Below are 16,325 nucleotides of genomic sequence, written 5' to 3'. Positions count from 1 at the left end.
AAAATCCCCTGTGGACAAGCCTGATTACAGCGGGATTACCGAAGGCTATGACATACGTTATGTTGGAATGAAAAGCCGTATGGAAGTGCCTTGGCCAATAGTGCTTTGTACACCGATCTTGCCGCTATGAAGACCGACGATAGATTTTACGATAGCCAATCCGAGCCCTGCGCCTTCTTTTTTGGTATTACGAGAAGGATTGACCCGATAAAAGCGATCAAATATTTTCGATAAATGTTCCTGCGCAATTCCTGCTCCACTGTCGCAGCAGACAACCTCAATCCCGCCGTCGACACATTGGATGGAAAAGGTAACTTCTCCACCACTTGGAGTGTAATGCAAGGCATTTGAAAGCAGGTTACTGATGATTCTTCGAAAAAGAATCGGATCAGCATCCATCGTCCCATCGCCCATGCATGTTACTCTAACCTTCTGTTCCGCAGCCAATGCTTCGTAAAAATTGATGACTTTCGTGACTTCCGTGCGTACATCGATCCGGCTGCGGGTAACCATGGCCTGCGCATTATCAGCCCTGGCCAAGAATAGCAAGCTGTCCATCATGCGCGACAGGCGATCGTATTCCTCAAGACTCGACGCAAGTATCTCGCGGTATTCATGAGCCTCCCGGGGCCTGGAAAGCGCCACTTCGGCTTCTCCCCGCAGGTTGTTGATCGGGGTGCGCAGTTCATGCGCCAGATCAGCCGAAAACTGAAAAAGGCGATCAAACGAATCTTCCAGCCGATCAAGCATCGCATCGAATGCGCGTGCCAGCGATACCAGTTCCTGAGGCCACGGCACGACATCGATGCGCTCGTGCAGTTGGCTTGCCGTGATGCGTTCAGCAACTCCGGTAATATCTGCCAGGGGCTTCATGCCGCGCCGCGCGATGATGGCTCCAATGGCTGCGGACACCAGAATGCCGGTTAACAGCACACCGGCCAAATAGCGCTCGTATCGGCTGATTAGCACCTCTTCGTCTGTCTCATCCAGTGCCATCTGGATTTGCCAGCCGAAACCATCGCTTCCTATCCGGGTGGCAATCAGCAAATAGGTTTTATTGTCAGCAGAATGCCATTTCTTTATCTTGCCTTTCGATTCTCGCGAGTCGGGAAATACAGCGGAGGGAGTCTCTTGATCCATTCCGGGAGTCTCATGAAGAGTGATCCCGGATTCATTAAGAATACGGCTGTAGGTACTATACTGAGAGTTGGTAAATCCGACATTTTCCTGGGAGATTTCACGTTCCAGGGCTTCCCGATCATCTGCCCGCAAGAGGCGCTCGAGAAACTTGATCCGTCTGTCGAAAAACTGCTCATCTTCTTTTTCCAGTGTCGTAATGAGAATCCAATAAAGGAATCCTGAAGCGAAGATGAGCATGATGGAGGCCGATAACGCATAAAGCCAGGTCAATTGCCTGGTGATCGACCAGCGTGAATGATTGGAGGTGGATGCAATCCACCGCAGGCTATCGATCTTCAAACACGTATCCTACGCCGCGCACTGTATGGATCAGTTTTTTTTCGAATGGATCATCTATCTTGCTGCGTAGCCGGCGTATCGCCACATCAATGACGTTGGTATCGCTGTCGAAATTGATATCCCAGACTTGCTCCGCGATCAAGGTCCGGGATAGAACCTCTCCCGCGCGCCGCATGAGCAGTGATAGAAGCGCGAATTCCTTGGATGTCAGATCGAGGCGATTGCCGCCGCGGGCGGCCTTCTGGCGGGCAAATTCAATCTCCAGATCGGCAATTTGCAGGGTTTCATGATGTCTTTGGGGAGTACGCCGCAACAGCAGGCGAACTCTGGCCAGCAATTCTGAAAATGCGAAAGGCTTGATCAGATAGTCATCTGCCCCGAGCTCCAGCCCCCTGACTCGGTCTTGCACCATATCCCTGGCGGTGAGGAAAAGCACTGGCATCTCTTTTCCCGCCTGGCGCAGCGTCGAGAGAATGGACCAGCCATTGCGGCCGGGCAGCATTACATCCAGGATGATCAAATCATAATCGATGTCGAGAGCCAGAAGCAGTCCCTCATCGCCATTCATCGAGGCATCGACAATATAACTCGATTCGGTTAATCCCTTTTTGAGAAAGGAAACGGTCTTGTCCTCATCTTCGATAATCAGGATACGCATAATATTGTGGTCGAACACAGGTGCTTTTCGGTCTGCCCAATACGCCCCAAACGAATTTACCCGACCTTTGGCTCGGTTGCTCTTCCGCCAGGCCGGAGAAAGAGTGGAGAAGACAGCCTTAAGATCACGAAAATTGCGCCGTAAAGCGGAGAAGCAGGAACATACCAGAAAAAGCCGCAGGATTGAGCGAGAAAAAAAGTGTTTTCTTGCTTGAAATTAGCCATATAATGGCGAAAAAACATTCACTGTCAACTTCAGGATTTACCTTGATTATGGCACGCTCTGTCAAACCTTCTCCTCTATTATTACCGTTACTTCTTGGATCTCTCCTTAACAGTTGGGTCTTGGCTAAGGACAGTGCGGCTGATGGAAGCACTCCTGAAGAGAAGAATGCTTCGACCGCCAAAACCGCTTCTGTTGATGACAACAGGCAAACAGAAGCGATTGAGGGACCCGTATTCAAAAATGCGGCTCCGCCTGCCACTTACCCGCCCTACAGTAAAAAAGACCCGTGGGAATCCGTCAACCGCAAGATATTTTCATTCAATGAATCGGTTGATGACTATGTAATGAGGCCGGTCGCAAAGGGTTATAGATGGATAATGCCGGACCCCCTCGAAACAGCGGTGGGAAATGTGTTCTCCAACCTCGGTGACATACCGATCACCCTGAATAACCTTCTGCAGCTCAAATTCAGTAACGCGCTCACCAGTAGCACTCGGTTCGTAGTGAATAGCACTTTAGGCCTAGCCGGGATCGTGGATCTGGCGAGCGGCATTGGATTTGAAAAGCACGATGAAGATTTTGGGCAAACCTTGGGCTATTATGGAGTCGCAAGCGGGCCTTATGTCGTATTGCCCTTCCTCGGACCAAGTTCGGCGCGGGACGCAGGCGGACGCGTCATCGACACCGTGACCGACCCTGTTTTTGTGGGCAGCTTCTTCGTGGCACCCTTTATAGGCCCGATAGTGGGCTCGACCAAGGTTACAGACATGCGCGCCGGATTGCTCAAATCCGAGAAAACTCTCGAAGAAGCTTCGCTCGATAAATACGAGTTTATCCGCGATGCCTACCTCCAGAGACGGCAGAATCTGGTGCATGACGGGAATCCGCCGAAGGATACGGAAGATGAAGAAGAAATTTGAACTGCGCAAGGAACAAGAAAGTAAAAGCCTGTCAAACCTGATGCGTCAATTCTGACGGGACGCAAAAAGGGCGGAAGCATGTCTATGCTCCCGCCCTTTTTATTTCATGGCTGATCAGGTCATCGCGCGAAGCGCTGCAATACGCACTTCAAGTGGCGGATGAGACATGAACAGGGTTCTGAGACCCCCTTCGCCTCCAGAAATACCGAATGCTTCCAACCGCTCCGGCAACTGGGAGGGCTCGTGCCGGCGTTGCAGGCGTTCAAGCGCTGCGATCATTTTGTTGCGTCCGGCCAACTGCGCTCCACCCGCGTCTGCGCGAAATTCGCGCTGCCGGCTGAACCACATCACGATGATGCTTGCCAATATCCCAAGTACCATTTGAGCGATCAGCGTGGTAACCATGAAGGCGGGACCGTACTCCCGCTCGGTTCTGAATACGACCCTATCCACAAAATGGCCGATGACTCTTGATAAAAAAATCACGAAGGTATTGACGACACCCTGAATCAGCGCAAGCGTCACCATATCGCCGTTGGCAACATGACTTATTTCATGTGCCAGCACCCCCTCGATTTCATCTTTTGTCATGGCCTGAAGCAAGCCGGTACTTACCGCCACCAATGCCTCGTTGCGGTTCATGCCGGTAGCAAAGGCATTCATGTCTGGGGCATCGTAGATCGCCACTTCCGGCATACCGATACCAACGCGCTCAGCCTGGCGCCGGACAGTTTCCACCAGCCAGCGCTCGGTCGGATCGGAAGGCTGCTCGATCACGACTGCGCCCGTCATGCGTTTCGCAGTCCACTTGGACATGGCAAGCGAAATCAGCGAACCGCCAAAACCGATCACTGCCGCCATGACAAGCAATGAATTGTAATTGATGCCCACACCCTGCTCATCAAGCATGCGATCAACGCCCAACAAGCGTAGCGTGATGCTCAGCACCAGCAAGATGGCCAGGTTGGTAACTACAAATAGAAAAATTCGCTTCATGGGCAGTTCCGTTTCCTTGTGTCAAAGATGGATCATATATAGGGATGGGAGTTCAATTTTTCAAGGAGACGCTGTAGGTAGAACCGTGCTCCTCGCAATATTCTTGGTCTACCCTGATCGACTCAGTCCCTCTTCAACGACCCTCTCCTGAGCCTCTCTAAGAGACTCAGGAGAGGGGCAGGGCGAACGGTGGACGAAGGGGTCCAGGGTGGCTGTCTGTTAGTGTATCACTAGCGCTGATTCTCGCGGATGAGCAGGACATAAATCGAGAGAGCGACAAGGATCATGAAAAAAATTGCCGACCAATCCGGAAGAGTAAGGGAAGCAAATTTCCACGTGACATCGGCGCAATCGCCATTTGCCTCGAACATGACGGGCCACCATCGTGCCAGCGGCAGCGCGTTCAGAAACTCTTCTTCAGGGCTGATACCGCATTCGAATGCCTCCGGGTAGCGGATGAGCCAGGCCTGACGCAAGGCAACCAACCCGCCGGTGAACGCAAAGACTGTCATCAGGCCGGCATAGATGCGGCGACCTGTTGTTCCCGGAATATGAAAAAAACCAGCCAGCGCGGTTAAGCCTGTCAACCAGTAGGCAATGCGCTGCACGACACAAAGCGGGCATGGCAAAAGATTTTCCATGAGTTGCAGATAAAGCGCGTAGCTGATCAGGGCCGCGCAACCCAGAAATATCGCCAGCAATATGCTTCGTACCGGCGCCATGGGGTTACTCATGCCCGACTCCTGTTACCCGCCCTGGCTCACCGATGGCGGTTTTCTTCGTTTTGCGCATCCCGCCCGATACAATTTTATATTCCAGTAAGCGGCACTCCAGTGCACCGTTGAAGAGCGGAATACGGCGCGAGGCCGTCAAACGTATGAGCTTGGGAAGCTGTGGATCAGCAGTCAGTATGTAGGCGTTCCATCCACTGAATTTCTTCTTGAGCACGTCTCCGAGTTTCGGATAAAACTCCATGAGCTGGTTCTGCTCCCCCAACCTTACGCCGTAGGGCGGGTTGGTGACAAGAAAGCCGGAGGACGCCGGCGCGGACAGTTCCAGCACGTTCGCCTGCTTGAGAGTAACTGCTTCAGAAAGCCCGGCAGCGGATAGATTGGCTTGGGCAACAGCAATCGCACTGCCATACAAATCGCTGCCGTATATCGGTTGCTGCGATTTCGTCTTTTGCCTTGCAATTGCCGCCTTTCTGATCTGTTCCCATCGTTTTTTGTCAAATATCCTGAGCTTTTCGAAAGCAAAACCCCGTTCCAGCCCTGGGGGTATATTCAGTGCAATTTGTGCCGCTTCGAGCAGAAAGGTTCCGCTCCCGCACATAGGATCAAGCAGTGGAATCCCTGGGCGCCAGTCTGCCAGCGATAAAATTCCTGCGGCAAGATTTTCCCGTAGCGGAGCCTCGCCGGTACTCTTTCGAAGGCTGCGCTTGAATAACGCATCACCCGAGGTATCCAGATACAAGGAAATCCTGCGGGCATCGAGAAAGCCGTGAATCCGGATGTCCGGTTGTGCGGTATCGACACTTGGCCGGTTGCCGACAACTTCGCGGAATCTGTCGCAGACCCCATCCTTGATCTTGAGCGTAACGAAATCCAGGCTCTGCAACGGACACTTGATAGCAGCCACGTTGACCTTGATTGTAAGCGCCGGAGCGAACCAATCGTGCCAGGGCAACTGGCGCGCAACTTTATATACGTCAATTTCGGTAGCGTAAGGTTCGCTGGCAACGCGCCAGAGAACGCGGCTGGCAATACGGCTTTCCAGGTTGGTTCGGTAGCAGGTATCCCAGTCCCCCTGAAATTCCACGCCCCCGTCCTGACGATTTATGGCAGATGCACCGAGGCGCTCCAACTCGGCAACGAGCGCGGATTCCACGCCACGGGGACAAGGAGCAAAAAAATGATGAAGCGTCACAGGATGACAGAATGCAGGCGGGTCACGATATCAGAGGAACCCCTCCGATACTCCCAGAAATGGTTTTATCTCGCTGCCCACGAGCCGTAGGCAAGCAAGGCCCATGCTGTGAGGAATGACACACCGCCAAATGGAGTGATGACGCCAAGTCCGCGTATACCCGTGAGGCTCAGCGCATAAAGACTGGCAGAAAACAGAACGATTCCCGCAAGCATCAGCCATCCGGATAACATCACCCATCTGGAGGCGGGAAACTGAAACAGCACGAGACCCACTGCGATAAGGCCGAGCGCATGATAAAAGTGATACTGCACACCGGTCTGGTATACGGCCAGCATATCAGCGGAGAGCGTCTGCTTCAGGCCGTGTGCACCGAACGCGCCCAAAGCGACACAGAGAAATGCATTGACTGCGCCCAGCGTGAGAAAGATTTTTGGAGACATATTTTTGTGGAAAGAGCTGATAGGATTCAGTGGCAGAGACCAGTGGCAGAAACATATGAGCGGAATTGAATGGCAACGATCTCCATAGCATCTCTTTATCCGGGAAAAGACTTATCTCTCCCCTGCGGAAGAACGGGAGTTCGATGTGGATTCGGCACAATTCCACCAACGGTCAAAGTCTGCACCACCCTTGGCTGAATGTCCAGACTCGACAGAAAGTTAAGGAATGCGATCCTGGATGCCGCATTCCTGCTAATCGCCCTTCTCCATCACGGACGCCTTGCTCCATCCTTTCGAAAACGTCACGCGGATGACATCGCCAACGTCAACCTGATCATTTCTTCTCAATACCGTGCCATCGGAGGCATAAGCAATACTGTAGCCCCGCGCCAGAACGGAATCCGGATTCAGATGAGAAAGATTTGCTTCTTGGCGTTGCAAGTGCATGCCGAGAGTTTCAATCCGGGATGCGATCGCCCGCTGAAGGCGTAGACGGAGTTCCTGCTGGCGCTCTTCCAGCCGTGGGATGTCGGGCTTGGCAATCTTCATGCGCTGCTGGAGCTCGCGCAAGCGCCAATACCGTTCTTTCGCATGACGTTGCCATGCGCTTTCCAGGCGTTCGCGCAAACGCGCAAGCTGTACCAGTTGCGCTTCGATGCGCTTTCCCGGATGTACCAGGCGGCATCCCAACATATCGGTATGCTGCATCCGGCTTTCTATGCGTCGCTGCATCGCGCGATGCATGCGTCCACAAAGAATTTCTCCATGTCTCGCCAGTTCTGCGCGATCCGGACACACGAGCTGTGATGCGCCGGTCGGCGTGGGCGCCCGGACATCCGCGACAAAATCCGCAATGGTAAAATCGGTTTCGTGACCTACTCCGCTGACAATGGGAATGGAACAAGCCGCAATTGCGCGTGCCACAACCTCCTCGTTGAAAGCCCACAGATCTTCCAGAGAACCACCGCCCCGGCACAGTATCAGTACATCACACTCAGCCCGGCTTGCAGCGGCTTGAATGGCGCCTGCGATCTTGATTGAAGCGCCGGCGCCCTGAACAGGTGTTGGATAAACGATTATGGGCATGGAAGGCATGCGCCGCTGCAAGGTGGACAGCACATCATGCAGCGCGGCGGCGGCAGGAGACGTGATGATCCCGATCTGCTTTGGAAACCCGGGCAATGATTTCTTGCGCTCGGAATCGAACAATCCCTCTTTTCCAAGCCTCGCCTTGAGTTGCCCGAAAGCTTCAAACAGCGAACCGAGTCCGGCATGACGGATAGTCTCGATGTTCAGTTGGAAATCGCCGCGCGCATGATATAGCGTTACCAGCGCACGCACTTCCACCCGCATGCCATCCCGGGGCTGCCAATCCAGGTACTGGTTTTTTTCCCGGAACATGACACAGCGCACCTGGGCAATCTCATCCTTCAGGGAAAAGTACCAGTGGCCGGAGCCATAACACTTGATATTGGAGATCTCGCCAGCCACCCAGGACAATGGAAAAGCCTGCTCCAGCAACTCCTTGGCGTTGCGGTTCAATTCGCTCACGCTCATGACCGTCCGCTCGAAACCCATTTCCAGAACGTGATTCATCTTGACATTTTACAATAATCCACACTTGTCAGGAAAATAGCATATTATGCAGCGCCAACCCGCGCGAAATCTGGATATAATGTAACACCATGTTTTTAAATAAATATATGATAAGTTCAAAAATTAGTCTAATCAGAAAAAGTTGTTATGGAAGGGCGACTTAAAAGCTCTATCTGCATATTACCCACAAACTTATCCACAGCAATTGTGGACAATAAAAAACCTTTCATTCTTGCTGAAATCACAGCAGCACGCTACATTAAGACGATTCCTGAAGCCCTGATTCGCTCTGATTCGGGCTCTATTTCTGTATTTTTGCCAAGGAGACTCCTGCGTGTTCGCGTTGATTCAAGCCGCCGGCTGGCCGATCTGGCCGATCATTCTGGCATCCATCGTCGCGGTAGCCATCATCGGCGAGCGCATCTGGGCGCTGCGCCTCAGCGTGGTCGCACCGCGGAATCTCTTGCCTCTGGTAGTGCGTGAGTACCGCGAAGCGGGCGTGTCTTCCGAGATGCTCGGCCGTCTCCAGAAGCATTCTCCCCTCGGTCAGATTTTTTCTGCCGCGCTGAAAAATGACACCAGTACGCGGGAAGTCATGAAAGAATCCATAGAAGAAGCCGGTCGTGCCGTTGCCCATCAGCTGGAACGCTATCTCACCACCCTGGGAACGATCGGTTCCATAAGTCCATTGATGGGCCTGTTCGGGACACTGGTCGGCATGATCGAAATATTCGGCGCAAGCACTCCTGCCAGCGGCAACAACCCGGCGCAATTGGCGCATGGCATCTCCGTAGCGCTTTATAATGCCGCTTTTGGCATACTTGTCGCCATTCCCAGTATCATGTTTTATCGGTATTTCCGTGCGAAGGTGGATGAACTGGTAATTGAGATGGAATTGCAGGCATTGAAACTGGTGGAAATCATCCATGGCGAAAGAAAGGGCTGATTACTGGGAACAGCCATGCTTGATCCGTCATAACCCGCGCACCTGAAACTGCTCTTATCTGCTCTTATCCACTGCTTCCGTATTCCATCGAATCCTGATCATGAATTTTCAGCGTGGCAGACACAAAGAAGAACCTGAAATCAATCTGGTCCCGATGATCGATGTGCTGCTTGTCATCCTGATTTTTCTGATGATAACCACCACCTACTCCCGGTTTTCGGAACTGGAAATCACTTTGCCGCAAGCCTCCTCCGAAAAATCCGGCGAGCGGTCGAATGTCATCGATATCTCGATCAGCGCGACCGGGAACTACATGATCAATCGGACGCCTATCCAGTTTCGGAATGTTGCCCAGTTCCAGGATGAATTGCGAACTGCGGCAGGGAACCGCGTGGATCCGGTGATAGTCATCAATGCGGACGCCAGGGCGACGCATCAGTCGGTTATCACGGTGATGGAGGCGGCGCGGATGGCGGGATACAATCGCATCACTTTCACCACTCAGAATCGGGAATAGTACTGGAGCCCGATGAAAAATTCGGCTTCGCCTTATTATCCGGCCAGAAAATTATTATGAATCTCGTCATTCCGGGCTTGCCCGGAATCCAGCCAAGCCAACAATGGCGTGCTTTGAACGCGGCTTCCGCTGGTATGACGTTCGTACTGTTTGCTCGCCGAATTAATAGGTTGAGAAAAAGTTGAGAAAACGAAGAGACGAAACAAGAGGCGTAGCCGAAAGACTTGGCTAATCGAACGTCTCTGGAAAACAGCTGTTAAAGCAGAGTGCCTGGAAAATGGAACGCTCGGCTGACTGGAAGCAACTGATTGAGGTAAAACCTTAAAATTGAGGCTGAATTATGGATCCGAAATTGCTCGACATTCTGGTATGCCCGTTATGCAAATCGCCGCTGCTGTACCGGAAGCCTGAAAACGAACTCATCTGCAAAGCCGACAGGCTGGCCTTCCCCATCAGGGATGGAATTCCCATCATGCTGGAAGATGAAGCCCGAAGGCTGCCGGTGGAGGAAGAGATCAGCTGATAGAATGTCCAGCGGTATTGGATTTCTGGTCTCAGGCAGCCTGAAAGGATGTGAAGAATGAAGAGTCTGAATAGTGAGGTGATTCTTGGCGCTCTGGTAGCGGATAGCGCCGCCCTGGGGCTGCATTGGATTTATGATTCTGCCCGCATCGCAGAGATCGAAGCAGCGCGTGGCCTTGTATTTCTGCAACCGGAGGAGGCAAATTATGCCGGGGTAAAGGGATACTTTGCGCATGGCGAAAAGACGTCCGGCGAGTCAAGCTCCTATGGAGAGATTTGCCTGCTGATGCTGAAGCATCTTGCAAAGCACGGACGGTTCAACCGGGTCGAGTATCAGAGCGAATATCGCGCCTGCTTCGGGCCGGGCGGGAAATACATGGGGTATATTGATTCCCCTACTCGCCTCACACTGCGCACATTGTTACCGTTGGAACCGGCGGAATTTCCGGCGGCCTCCGGCGCGGACGACGACCAGCATCCATCCCTGTCAGCGATCCCACCGCTGGTGGCCGCACACACAGGAACACTGGATGAGCTCATGCCGCGGGTCGATGAAGTGGTGCGCATAACAAATAATAACGAAACGGCCATCGCCGCCGCGCGATGTTCTGCCGCAGCGTTATTCAACCTTTTGCATGGCATGTCAATGCCACAAGCCCTGGCAGATGCTTTGCCGCTTGCAGGCAGCGTGCTCCGGCCGCTGCTTGAAGAAGCACTCTCAATGCCCAAGCCGGATGGTATCGGTGCAACTCAACGCTTCGGTCCCGCCTGTCACGTCACGGAAGGGCTGCCTGTCGTCTTCCACATTGCGCAAACTGCGAGCGATTACCGGAGCGCAGTCGAAACCAACATACGCGCAGGGGGAGACAGCTGCGGCCGGTCGATCATGCTGGGCGCCCTCGTGGCGATACATGCGGCAAGACAGAATACTTACGAATTCCCTATTCCGTTTCAGTGGCTGGCGCGATATCGGAAGTTCATGGAGGCTGCGGACGCCTGCGCAGCCATTCAATGACAAAAACGAGGGCGGGCGACGAGACGGATGGTGAGGCAGGCAGCAAGGCAGGGACAAATAGACGAAGCACCGGTAATCAGGTCAAATCCACTCCCGTTCCTTCAAGCACATCAATAAGCTGAGCCGGAAAGATGCCCAGCCATACAAGCAACAACACCAGCGCTGCCAGCGTCGCACTTTCCGCAAAGGAGGGTGCTGCAACACGCAGCATGATTGCTTCACCGGCTGCCTCCGAGCCTGACGCATACATCACTGCGATAATGCGCATGTAATAGAACAGCCCGATGATGCTGCCGACAACCAGCGCAATCACAGGTATCCATAACGATGCTTCCACCCCGGCTGTCACTATATAGAACTTCCCGATAAAGCCCATTGTCAGGGGAATTCCGGCCAGCGACAGCAGCATGGCGGTAAACACTCCCGCCAGCCACGGTCTGTGCCAGAACAGACCCGCATAATCTGCAAGCCTGTCACTATCCCGTTCCACTACGCCACTGGATCCATCATTGCCCCCGTCATTGAACCCCTCGGACAATACCGTTACCACACCGAAGGCGCCCAGCATGGTGACGAAATAGGCTGTCAGAAAATAAGCTACCGCCTCGATCGCCAGCTGATCAAAGGCCAGGAACCCGACCAGCAGATAGCCAAGCTGTGCAATCGAGGAATAGGCGAGAATCCGCTTGATGTTATCCTGTAACAGGGCGAGCAGGTTGCCAACCAGGATCGTCATGACGGCAATCAGGCTCAATGCCAGCGTAATCGAATGCGACTGGTGCGCGCCTGCCATGAGGAAGTAGCGCAGCAGCAGGGCAAGCATGGCGCCCTTTGAAACAGTGGCGATGAATGCGGTAATCGGCGCAGGCGCACCTTCATAGACATCCGGAGTCCACATATGGAAGGGCACCAGCGCCAGTTTGAATCCGACGCCTGTCACAATCAACGCGAGTCCCGCCAACCCATAGAGTTCCAACGCCCCGTCAGGCGCAGCAAGCATTGTCCCGATTTTCACAAACTGCATCGTCCCGAGCTGCGCATAGACCAGCGCCATGCCAAACAAAAGCAACCCGGATGAGAACCCGGCGAGAATCAGGTACTTGATTCCTGCTTCGAGAGGATGCTCTGTGAATCGCGGATAGGCGATCAATGCAAACAACGAAATGCTGAGCAGTTCCAGACCCAGGAGAAACGAAGCAAAATGGCTGCTTGCCACGAGAACCCCACCGCCAAGGGCGGCCAGCAGTAACAGGATGTAAAGCGCTTCATGCCGGCTTTCGTCTCCGCCGAAGTAGCGGTAACACAACACCACGACGACAAAGGTTGCGACAACGATGAGTCCGATAAAAAACAGTGCATACTGATCCAGTACCAGCAGAGCTGTGACCTGAGGAGACGCGATGCCTCGGAGCAGGAACGGCAGGAACAATGCCGTAAATGACAGAACCAGTCCGGCGAGCGTCAATATCATGACCGGCCGGGGATGACGGTAAAAGGCTGCGGCCAGCATCACCACTACCGCAGCTGCGGCAAGGAGAATGAGCGGTGACAGGGTCACGAGGTCCAAGTGCAGGGAATCGGAGTGTAGCGCGGAGGACATCGGGTTCATTCCACATTGACCTCATGGTGGGCGACAGCAATCGCAGGCGGACTGTTTGCGGTGTTTGGCGCGGCATTCAGGACCGGCTGCGGATACAACCCCAGCCATAGGGTAATGGCTGCCATTGAAAACAGGGTTGTCATTTCACGGCCTGACAGATCATGTAGTTGCCAACCATGCTTATTCTCGCCATGAAAAGTTTTCTGCACCAGCGCAAGCGCATATACGACACTGGCGACAAATACCACGGTCGCGACGGACGCAAGCACGCTGCTGCTGCTGGATAATCCCATCAGTACCAGGAATTCCCCGACGAAATTACCCATTCCCGGCAGCCCAAGCGCGGCAATGGCAAAAAACAATCCCATTGCCGCCAGGCGTGGCATGACGCTCCAGAGACCTTCAAAGCGCTGCATATCGCGTGTGTGGGTCCGCTCCTGCAAAATGCCTGCGATTACAAACAGGGCTCCCGTACTGATGCCGTGCGCAATCATCTGCATCACGGCTCCCCCAAGCGCCCAGGGATTCCAGGCGAATATCCCGAGTACAGCAAAGCCCAGGTGACTCACGCTGGTGTAGGCCACGAGACGCTTGAAATCCGTCTGGGCGAACGCCAGGAAAGCGCCATAGAGAACTCCGGTTGCTCCCAGCACCATCGCCACCGGAGCAAACTGCGCCGCGGCCTCGGGAAATAGCGGAACAATAAAGCGCAATAGTCCGTAGGCTCCTGTTTTCAGCAGCACTCCTGCAAGAATCACGCTTCCTGCTGTCGGCGCCTCGGTATGTGCATCCGGCAGCCAGGTATGAAATGGCACGATGGGCGTCTTGACTGCGAACGCAATGAAAAAACCGAGCATGATCCACATCTCGGTGGAGGGAGACAGGGTGGCATTCAACAGATCGAAATAATCGAATGTCAGGACTCCAGTACTGCGGTAATGGACGAATACCAGCGCAAGAATTGCTACCAGCATGAACATACCGCTTCCCTGCGCGAAAATGAAAAACTTGATCGAGGCATACTGACGATTCTCATGGCCCCAGATCCCGATCAGGAAATACATCGGCACCAGCATCAACTCCCAGAAGAAGAAAAACAGAAACAGGTCCAGCGCAAGGAATACGCCAACTGACCCTGCCACAGTCCATAGCAGGTTGAAGTAAAAGAACCCGACACGCTTCTGGATTTCCGTCCAGGAACATGCCACCGATACTATTCCCAGAAAAGCGGTCAGCACGACCAGAATGAGACTTATTCCATCCACGGCCAGATGAAAGCTCACTCCGAAACGCGGAATCCATTCCGCCCTGGTCTCGGCAAGCCACCCCCCATGAGCGGGAAGAGCCATAGCGCTGGCAGACTGCAGCCAAAGCCATATCGCCAATACGAACTCGATGCCCGCCGTGACCAATGCGAGCCACTTTGCCGCGCCCGGATACCAGCGATCCACCATCCATGACAGCAAACCGCCCGCTATCGGAATGAAAATCAATGCAGCGAGGATCATGCGAATACTCCCATGAATATAATGCCGATCGAGCCGGCGGCAATCGCTGCCGCGTAGCGGCGTACCTGTCCGCTTTGCGTTGCACTCAAGGCGCGATGGAGAAACAGACAAAGCCCGGCCAGGCCGCTATAGATATTGTCGATCAGGTCGTGCCCATTGATCTTCTGGAGCCACCTGAGCGTGCATGAAAACGCCATGCGGTAGATATCGTCGATCACGTCCCGCTGATCAGCGTGGGCAAGCCAGAGATAGGGCCGGACGAACAGGAACTCATAAAGATGGTCGAAACCCCAGCCAAAATGCCAGAACTTCCGGATACTTGCCAATGCCGGAACCAGCATCAGTCCATGGAGAAAGGCGGGATATCTCAAAAACAACAGGTACGCCAACGCAATGCTGCCAAGAGAGGCAGCAACTGCGAGCAGTTCCAGAATGGTTTCATCATTTTTACTGTCATGAACGACCTGAGTCGGCGGCAAGGCATGCTGAACAAAATCGGAAAACAGTGTTAAATTTCCGAGAAAAGATGGGGTTTCAATCCATCCGCCAACCACAGAGAAGGCTGCAAGAACGATGAGCGGTATAGTTATGCGCAGCCCTGGCCGGCGGGTTTCGGGGGGCGCCACAGTCCTCGCTTCGCCAAAAAAGACGAGAAACACCACGCGAAAGATGTAGAGGCCCGTCAATATCGCACCTCCCCATCCCGCGGCCCATAACCATGGATTCCCTCCTGTCGACGACCAGGCCTGCCAAAGAATCAGATCCTTGCTGTAGAAGCCCGCGGTAACGAGCGGCAGTGCCGCAAGCGATGCGCTGCCGATCAGAAAAGTCCAGAATGTGACGGGGAGTTTTTTCCTCAGTGCACCCATCCGGAAAATATCATGTTCCTCGTGCAGGCTCATGATGACCACGCCTGCGCTCAGGAACAGCAGAGACTTGAAGAAAGCGTGCGTCACCAGGTGAAAGATGGCGGCTGACCAGGCCCCTACTCCCAGGGCAAGGAACATATAACCAAGCTGGCTGATGGTCGAATAGGCCAGCACCCGCTTGATGTCGTTTTGCGCGAGCGCACTGAATCCCGCCAGCAGCAGGGTAAGGGCGCCGACCACTGCTACCGCAAGCTGCACTGCTGGCGCGAGCACAAAGAGCGCGTGCGTGCGAGCGATCAGATATACGCCTGCCGTTACCATGGTCGCTGCATGCATCAGCGCGCTCACCGGCGTGGGTCCGGCCATTGCATCTGGCAGCCACGTCTGTAGCGGGAGCTGGGCAGATTTGCCCACCGCACCGCCAAGCAGAAGCGCTGCAGCGAGAATAGCGAGTTCCGACCCCTCCGGCCACTGCTGCGTCGCGCGCTCCATCAACGGCTGAATATCAAGGGTTCCCAGATGAGTGAACAGCAGAAAAAAGCCGATCGCCATGGCGGTATCGCCGATCCGGGTCACGATAAATGCTTTGCGCGCCGCGCGCCCGTTGGCAGGATCGCGATACCAGAATCCGATCAGCAGGTAGCTGCAAAGTCCCACTCCTTCCCAGCCCAGGTAAAGAAACAGCAGATTGTCGGCAAGAACCAGGATGCACATCGAGCCGACGAAGAGATTCATATAGGCGAAAAAGCGGGCATAGCCCCCATCACCGCTCATGAACTCTGTGGAATAGAGGTGTATCAGGAAACTGATGACAGTCACCACCAGGACCATCACCAGTGATAACGCGTCAAGATAAAAAACAATTCCTGGCGAGAAACCGGCCACAGCGATCCAGGTCCATGCTTCCTGCCGGAAAACAAAACCCGGTGGCGGCGCAGCGATGAAATCGATCCCGATCAGGATGGCAACGAGTGCCGAGAGCGCCACCGATCCCGTCCCGATTACCGCAATACTGCGATGCCCCAGATAGTTTCCGCCCAGCACCAACAGCAGGAAGCCGGCTAGAGGCAGTGTGGGAATAAGCCAGAGCAGAGGCAGCATATTA

At 53.9% G+C, this 16,325-nt stretch carries 15 protein-coding genes; 5 read left to right on the top strand and 10 right to left on the bottom strand.

Annotated elements, in window-relative coordinates:
- Positions 1 to 57 precede the first annotated feature (57 nt).
- Entirely contained in the window at positions 58 to 1,479 is a 1,422-nt protein-coding gene (locus tag ACZ5BW_RS05430) for a heavy metal sensor histidine kinase (RefSeq protein ID WP_464543262.1), read from the bottom strand.
- The gene (locus ACZ5BW_RS05425) at positions 1,466 to 2,137 is read right to left on the bottom strand and encodes a heavy metal response regulator transcription factor (protein WP_464543261.1); all 672 of its coding nucleotides are present in this window, start codon (positions 2,135 to 2,137) and stop codon (positions 1,466 to 1,468) included. The genes ACZ5BW_RS05430 and ACZ5BW_RS05425 overlap by 14 nt, the downstream gene beginning before the upstream one ends.
- Positions 2,138 to 2,319: 182 nt before the next feature.
- On the opposite strand from ACZ5BW_RS05425, the gene ACZ5BW_RS05420 reads away from it, so the two are divergent.
- A complete protein-coding gene (locus ACZ5BW_RS05420) occupies positions 2,320 to 3,282 on the top strand; it encodes an MlaA family lipoprotein (RefSeq protein WP_464543260.1) in 963 nt (320 codons plus the stop codon).
- A gap of 114 nt (positions 3,283 to 3,396) precedes the next feature.
- Here ACZ5BW_RS05420 and htpX read toward each other — a convergent pair whose 3' ends face one another.
- The 5 genes from htpX to xseA all read right to left on the bottom strand — a co-directional run bounded on the left by htpX (position 3,397) and on the right by xseA (position 8,243).
- Positions 3,397 to 4,278, bottom strand: coding sequence for a protease HtpX (gene htpX, locus ACZ5BW_RS05415; RefSeq protein ID WP_464543259.1), 882 nt, complete (start codon positions 4,276 to 4,278; stop codon positions 3,397 to 3,399).
- A 230-nt stretch (positions 4,279 to 4,508) separates the two neighbouring features.
- Positions 4,509 to 5,012, bottom strand: coding sequence for a disulfide bond formation protein B (locus ACZ5BW_RS05410; RefSeq protein WP_464543258.1), 504 nt, complete (start codon positions 5,010 to 5,012; stop codon positions 4,509 to 4,511).
- A complete protein-coding gene (locus tag ACZ5BW_RS05405; RefSeq protein ID WP_464543257.1) occupies positions 5,005 to 6,204 on the bottom strand; it encodes a THUMP domain-containing class I SAM-dependent RNA methyltransferase in 1,200 nt (399 codons plus the stop codon). Before ACZ5BW_RS05405 ends, ACZ5BW_RS05410 begins: the two co-directional genes overlap by 8 nt.
- Before the next feature lie 65 nt (positions 6,205 to 6,269).
- Positions 6,270 to 6,647, bottom strand: a complete 378-nt coding sequence (locus ACZ5BW_RS05400; protein WP_464543255.1) for a DUF423 domain-containing protein — start codon at positions 6,645 to 6,647, stop codon at positions 6,270 to 6,272.
- A gap of 252 nt (positions 6,648 to 6,899) precedes the next feature.
- Positions 6,900 to 8,243 (bottom strand): exodeoxyribonuclease VII large subunit, encoded by a 1,344-nt coding sequence (gene xseA, locus ACZ5BW_RS05395; protein ID WP_464543253.1) that lies wholly within the window; start codon positions 8,241 to 8,243, stop codon positions 6,900 to 6,902.
- Between the two features lie 334 nt (positions 8,244 to 8,577).
- On the opposite strand from xseA, the gene ACZ5BW_RS05390 reads away from it, so the two are divergent.
- The 4 genes from ACZ5BW_RS05390 (at position 8,578) to ACZ5BW_RS05375 (ending at position 11,243) form a co-directional block, all read left to right on the top strand.
- Positions 8,578 to 9,189 carry a MotA/TolQ/ExbB proton channel family protein gene (locus ACZ5BW_RS05390; RefSeq protein ID WP_464543250.1) on the top strand — a complete coding sequence of 204 codons (612 nt, stop codon included), beginning with the start codon at positions 8,578 to 8,580 and terminating at the stop codon, positions 9,187 to 9,189.
- A gap of 100 nt (positions 9,190 to 9,289) precedes the next feature.
- The gene (locus ACZ5BW_RS05385; RefSeq protein ID WP_464543247.1) at positions 9,290 to 9,706 is read left to right on the top strand and encodes an ExbD/TolR family protein; all 417 of its coding nucleotides are present in this window, start codon (positions 9,290 to 9,292) and stop codon (positions 9,704 to 9,706) included.
- A gap of 340 nt (positions 9,707 to 10,046) precedes the next feature.
- Positions 10,047 to 10,229 (top strand): Trm112 family protein, encoded by a 183-nt coding sequence (locus ACZ5BW_RS05380; protein WP_464543245.1) that lies wholly within the window; start codon positions 10,047 to 10,049, stop codon positions 10,227 to 10,229.
- Between the two features lie 57 nt (positions 10,230 to 10,286).
- Complete coding sequence (locus ACZ5BW_RS05375; RefSeq protein ID WP_464543242.1) at positions 10,287 to 11,243, top strand: ADP-ribosylglycohydrolase family protein; 957 nt, start codon at positions 10,287 to 10,289, stop codon at positions 11,241 to 11,243.
- Positions 11,244 to 11,319: 76 nt separating this feature from the next.
- Here the strand turns inward: ACZ5BW_RS05375 and ACZ5BW_RS05370 are convergent, their stop codons facing one another.
- Genes ACZ5BW_RS05370 through nuoL form a run of 3 tightly spaced genes read right to left on the bottom strand, consistent with a single transcriptional unit; the run spans position 11,320 to position 16,321 of the window.
- Complete coding sequence (locus ACZ5BW_RS05370; RefSeq protein ID WP_464543239.1) at positions 11,320 to 12,843, bottom strand: NADH-quinone oxidoreductase subunit N; 1,524 nt, start codon at positions 12,841 to 12,843, stop codon at positions 11,320 to 11,322.
- Positions 12,844 to 12,848: 5 nt separating this feature from the next.
- Positions 12,849 to 14,351, bottom strand: coding sequence for an NADH-quinone oxidoreductase subunit M (gene nuoM, locus ACZ5BW_RS05365; protein ID WP_464543236.1), 1,503 nt, complete (start codon positions 14,349 to 14,351; stop codon positions 12,849 to 12,851).
- Positions 14,348 to 16,321, bottom strand: coding sequence for an NADH-quinone oxidoreductase subunit L (gene nuoL, locus ACZ5BW_RS05360; protein WP_464543234.1), 1,974 nt, complete (start codon positions 16,319 to 16,321; stop codon positions 14,348 to 14,350). The genes nuoM and nuoL overlap by 4 nt, the downstream gene beginning before the upstream one ends.
- Positions 16,322 to 16,325 lie beyond the last annotated feature (4 nt).

This window comes from Nitrosospira sp. TNL300, from assembly GCF_055385915.1.
Note: the sequence above shows the minus strand (reverse complement) of the source record. Positions and strands in the feature narration are given on the sequence as shown.

Excerpts from the sequence above, each read along its gene's own strand:
- ACZ5BW_RS05370 (WP_464543239.1), bottom strand. The coding sequence starts at position 12,843 with ATGTCCTCCGCGCTACACTCCGATTCCCTGCACTTGGACCTCGTGACC.
- htpX (WP_464543259.1), bottom strand. The coding sequence starts at position 4,278 with ATGAAGCGAATTTTTCTATTTGTAGTTACCAACCTGGCCATCTTGCTG.
- ACZ5BW_RS05380 (WP_464543245.1), top strand. The coding sequence starts at position 10,047 with ATGGATCCGAAATTGCTCGACATTCTGGTATGCCCGTTATGCAAATCG.
- ACZ5BW_RS05410 (WP_464543258.1), bottom strand. The coding sequence starts at position 5,012 with ATGAGTAACCCCATGGCGCCGGTACGAAGCATATTGCTGGCGATATTT.
- ACZ5BW_RS05385 (WP_464543247.1), top strand. The coding sequence starts at position 9,290 with ATGAATTTTCAGCGTGGCAGACACAAAGAAGAACCTGAAATCAATCTG.
- xseA (WP_464543253.1), bottom strand. The coding sequence starts at position 8,243 with ATGAATCACGTTCTGGAAATGGGTTTCGAGCGGACGGTCATGAGCGTG.
- nuoM (WP_464543236.1), bottom strand. The coding sequence starts at position 14,351 with ATGATCCTCGCTGCATTGATTTTCATTCCGATAGCGGGCGGTTTGCTG.
- nuoL (WP_464543234.1), bottom strand. The coding sequence starts at position 16,321 with ATGCTGCCTCTGCTCTGGCTTATTCCCACACTGCCTCTAGCCGGCTTC.
- ACZ5BW_RS05400 (WP_464543255.1), bottom strand. The coding sequence starts at position 6,647 with ATGTCTCCAAAAATCTTTCTCACGCTGGGCGCAGTCAATGCATTTCTC.
- ACZ5BW_RS05425 (WP_464543261.1), bottom strand. The coding sequence starts at position 2,137 with ATGCGTATCCTGATTATCGAAGATGAGGACAAGACCGTTTCCTTTCTC.
- ACZ5BW_RS05375 (WP_464543242.1), top strand. The coding sequence starts at position 10,287 with ATGAAGAGTCTGAATAGTGAGGTGATTCTTGGCGCTCTGGTAGCGGAT.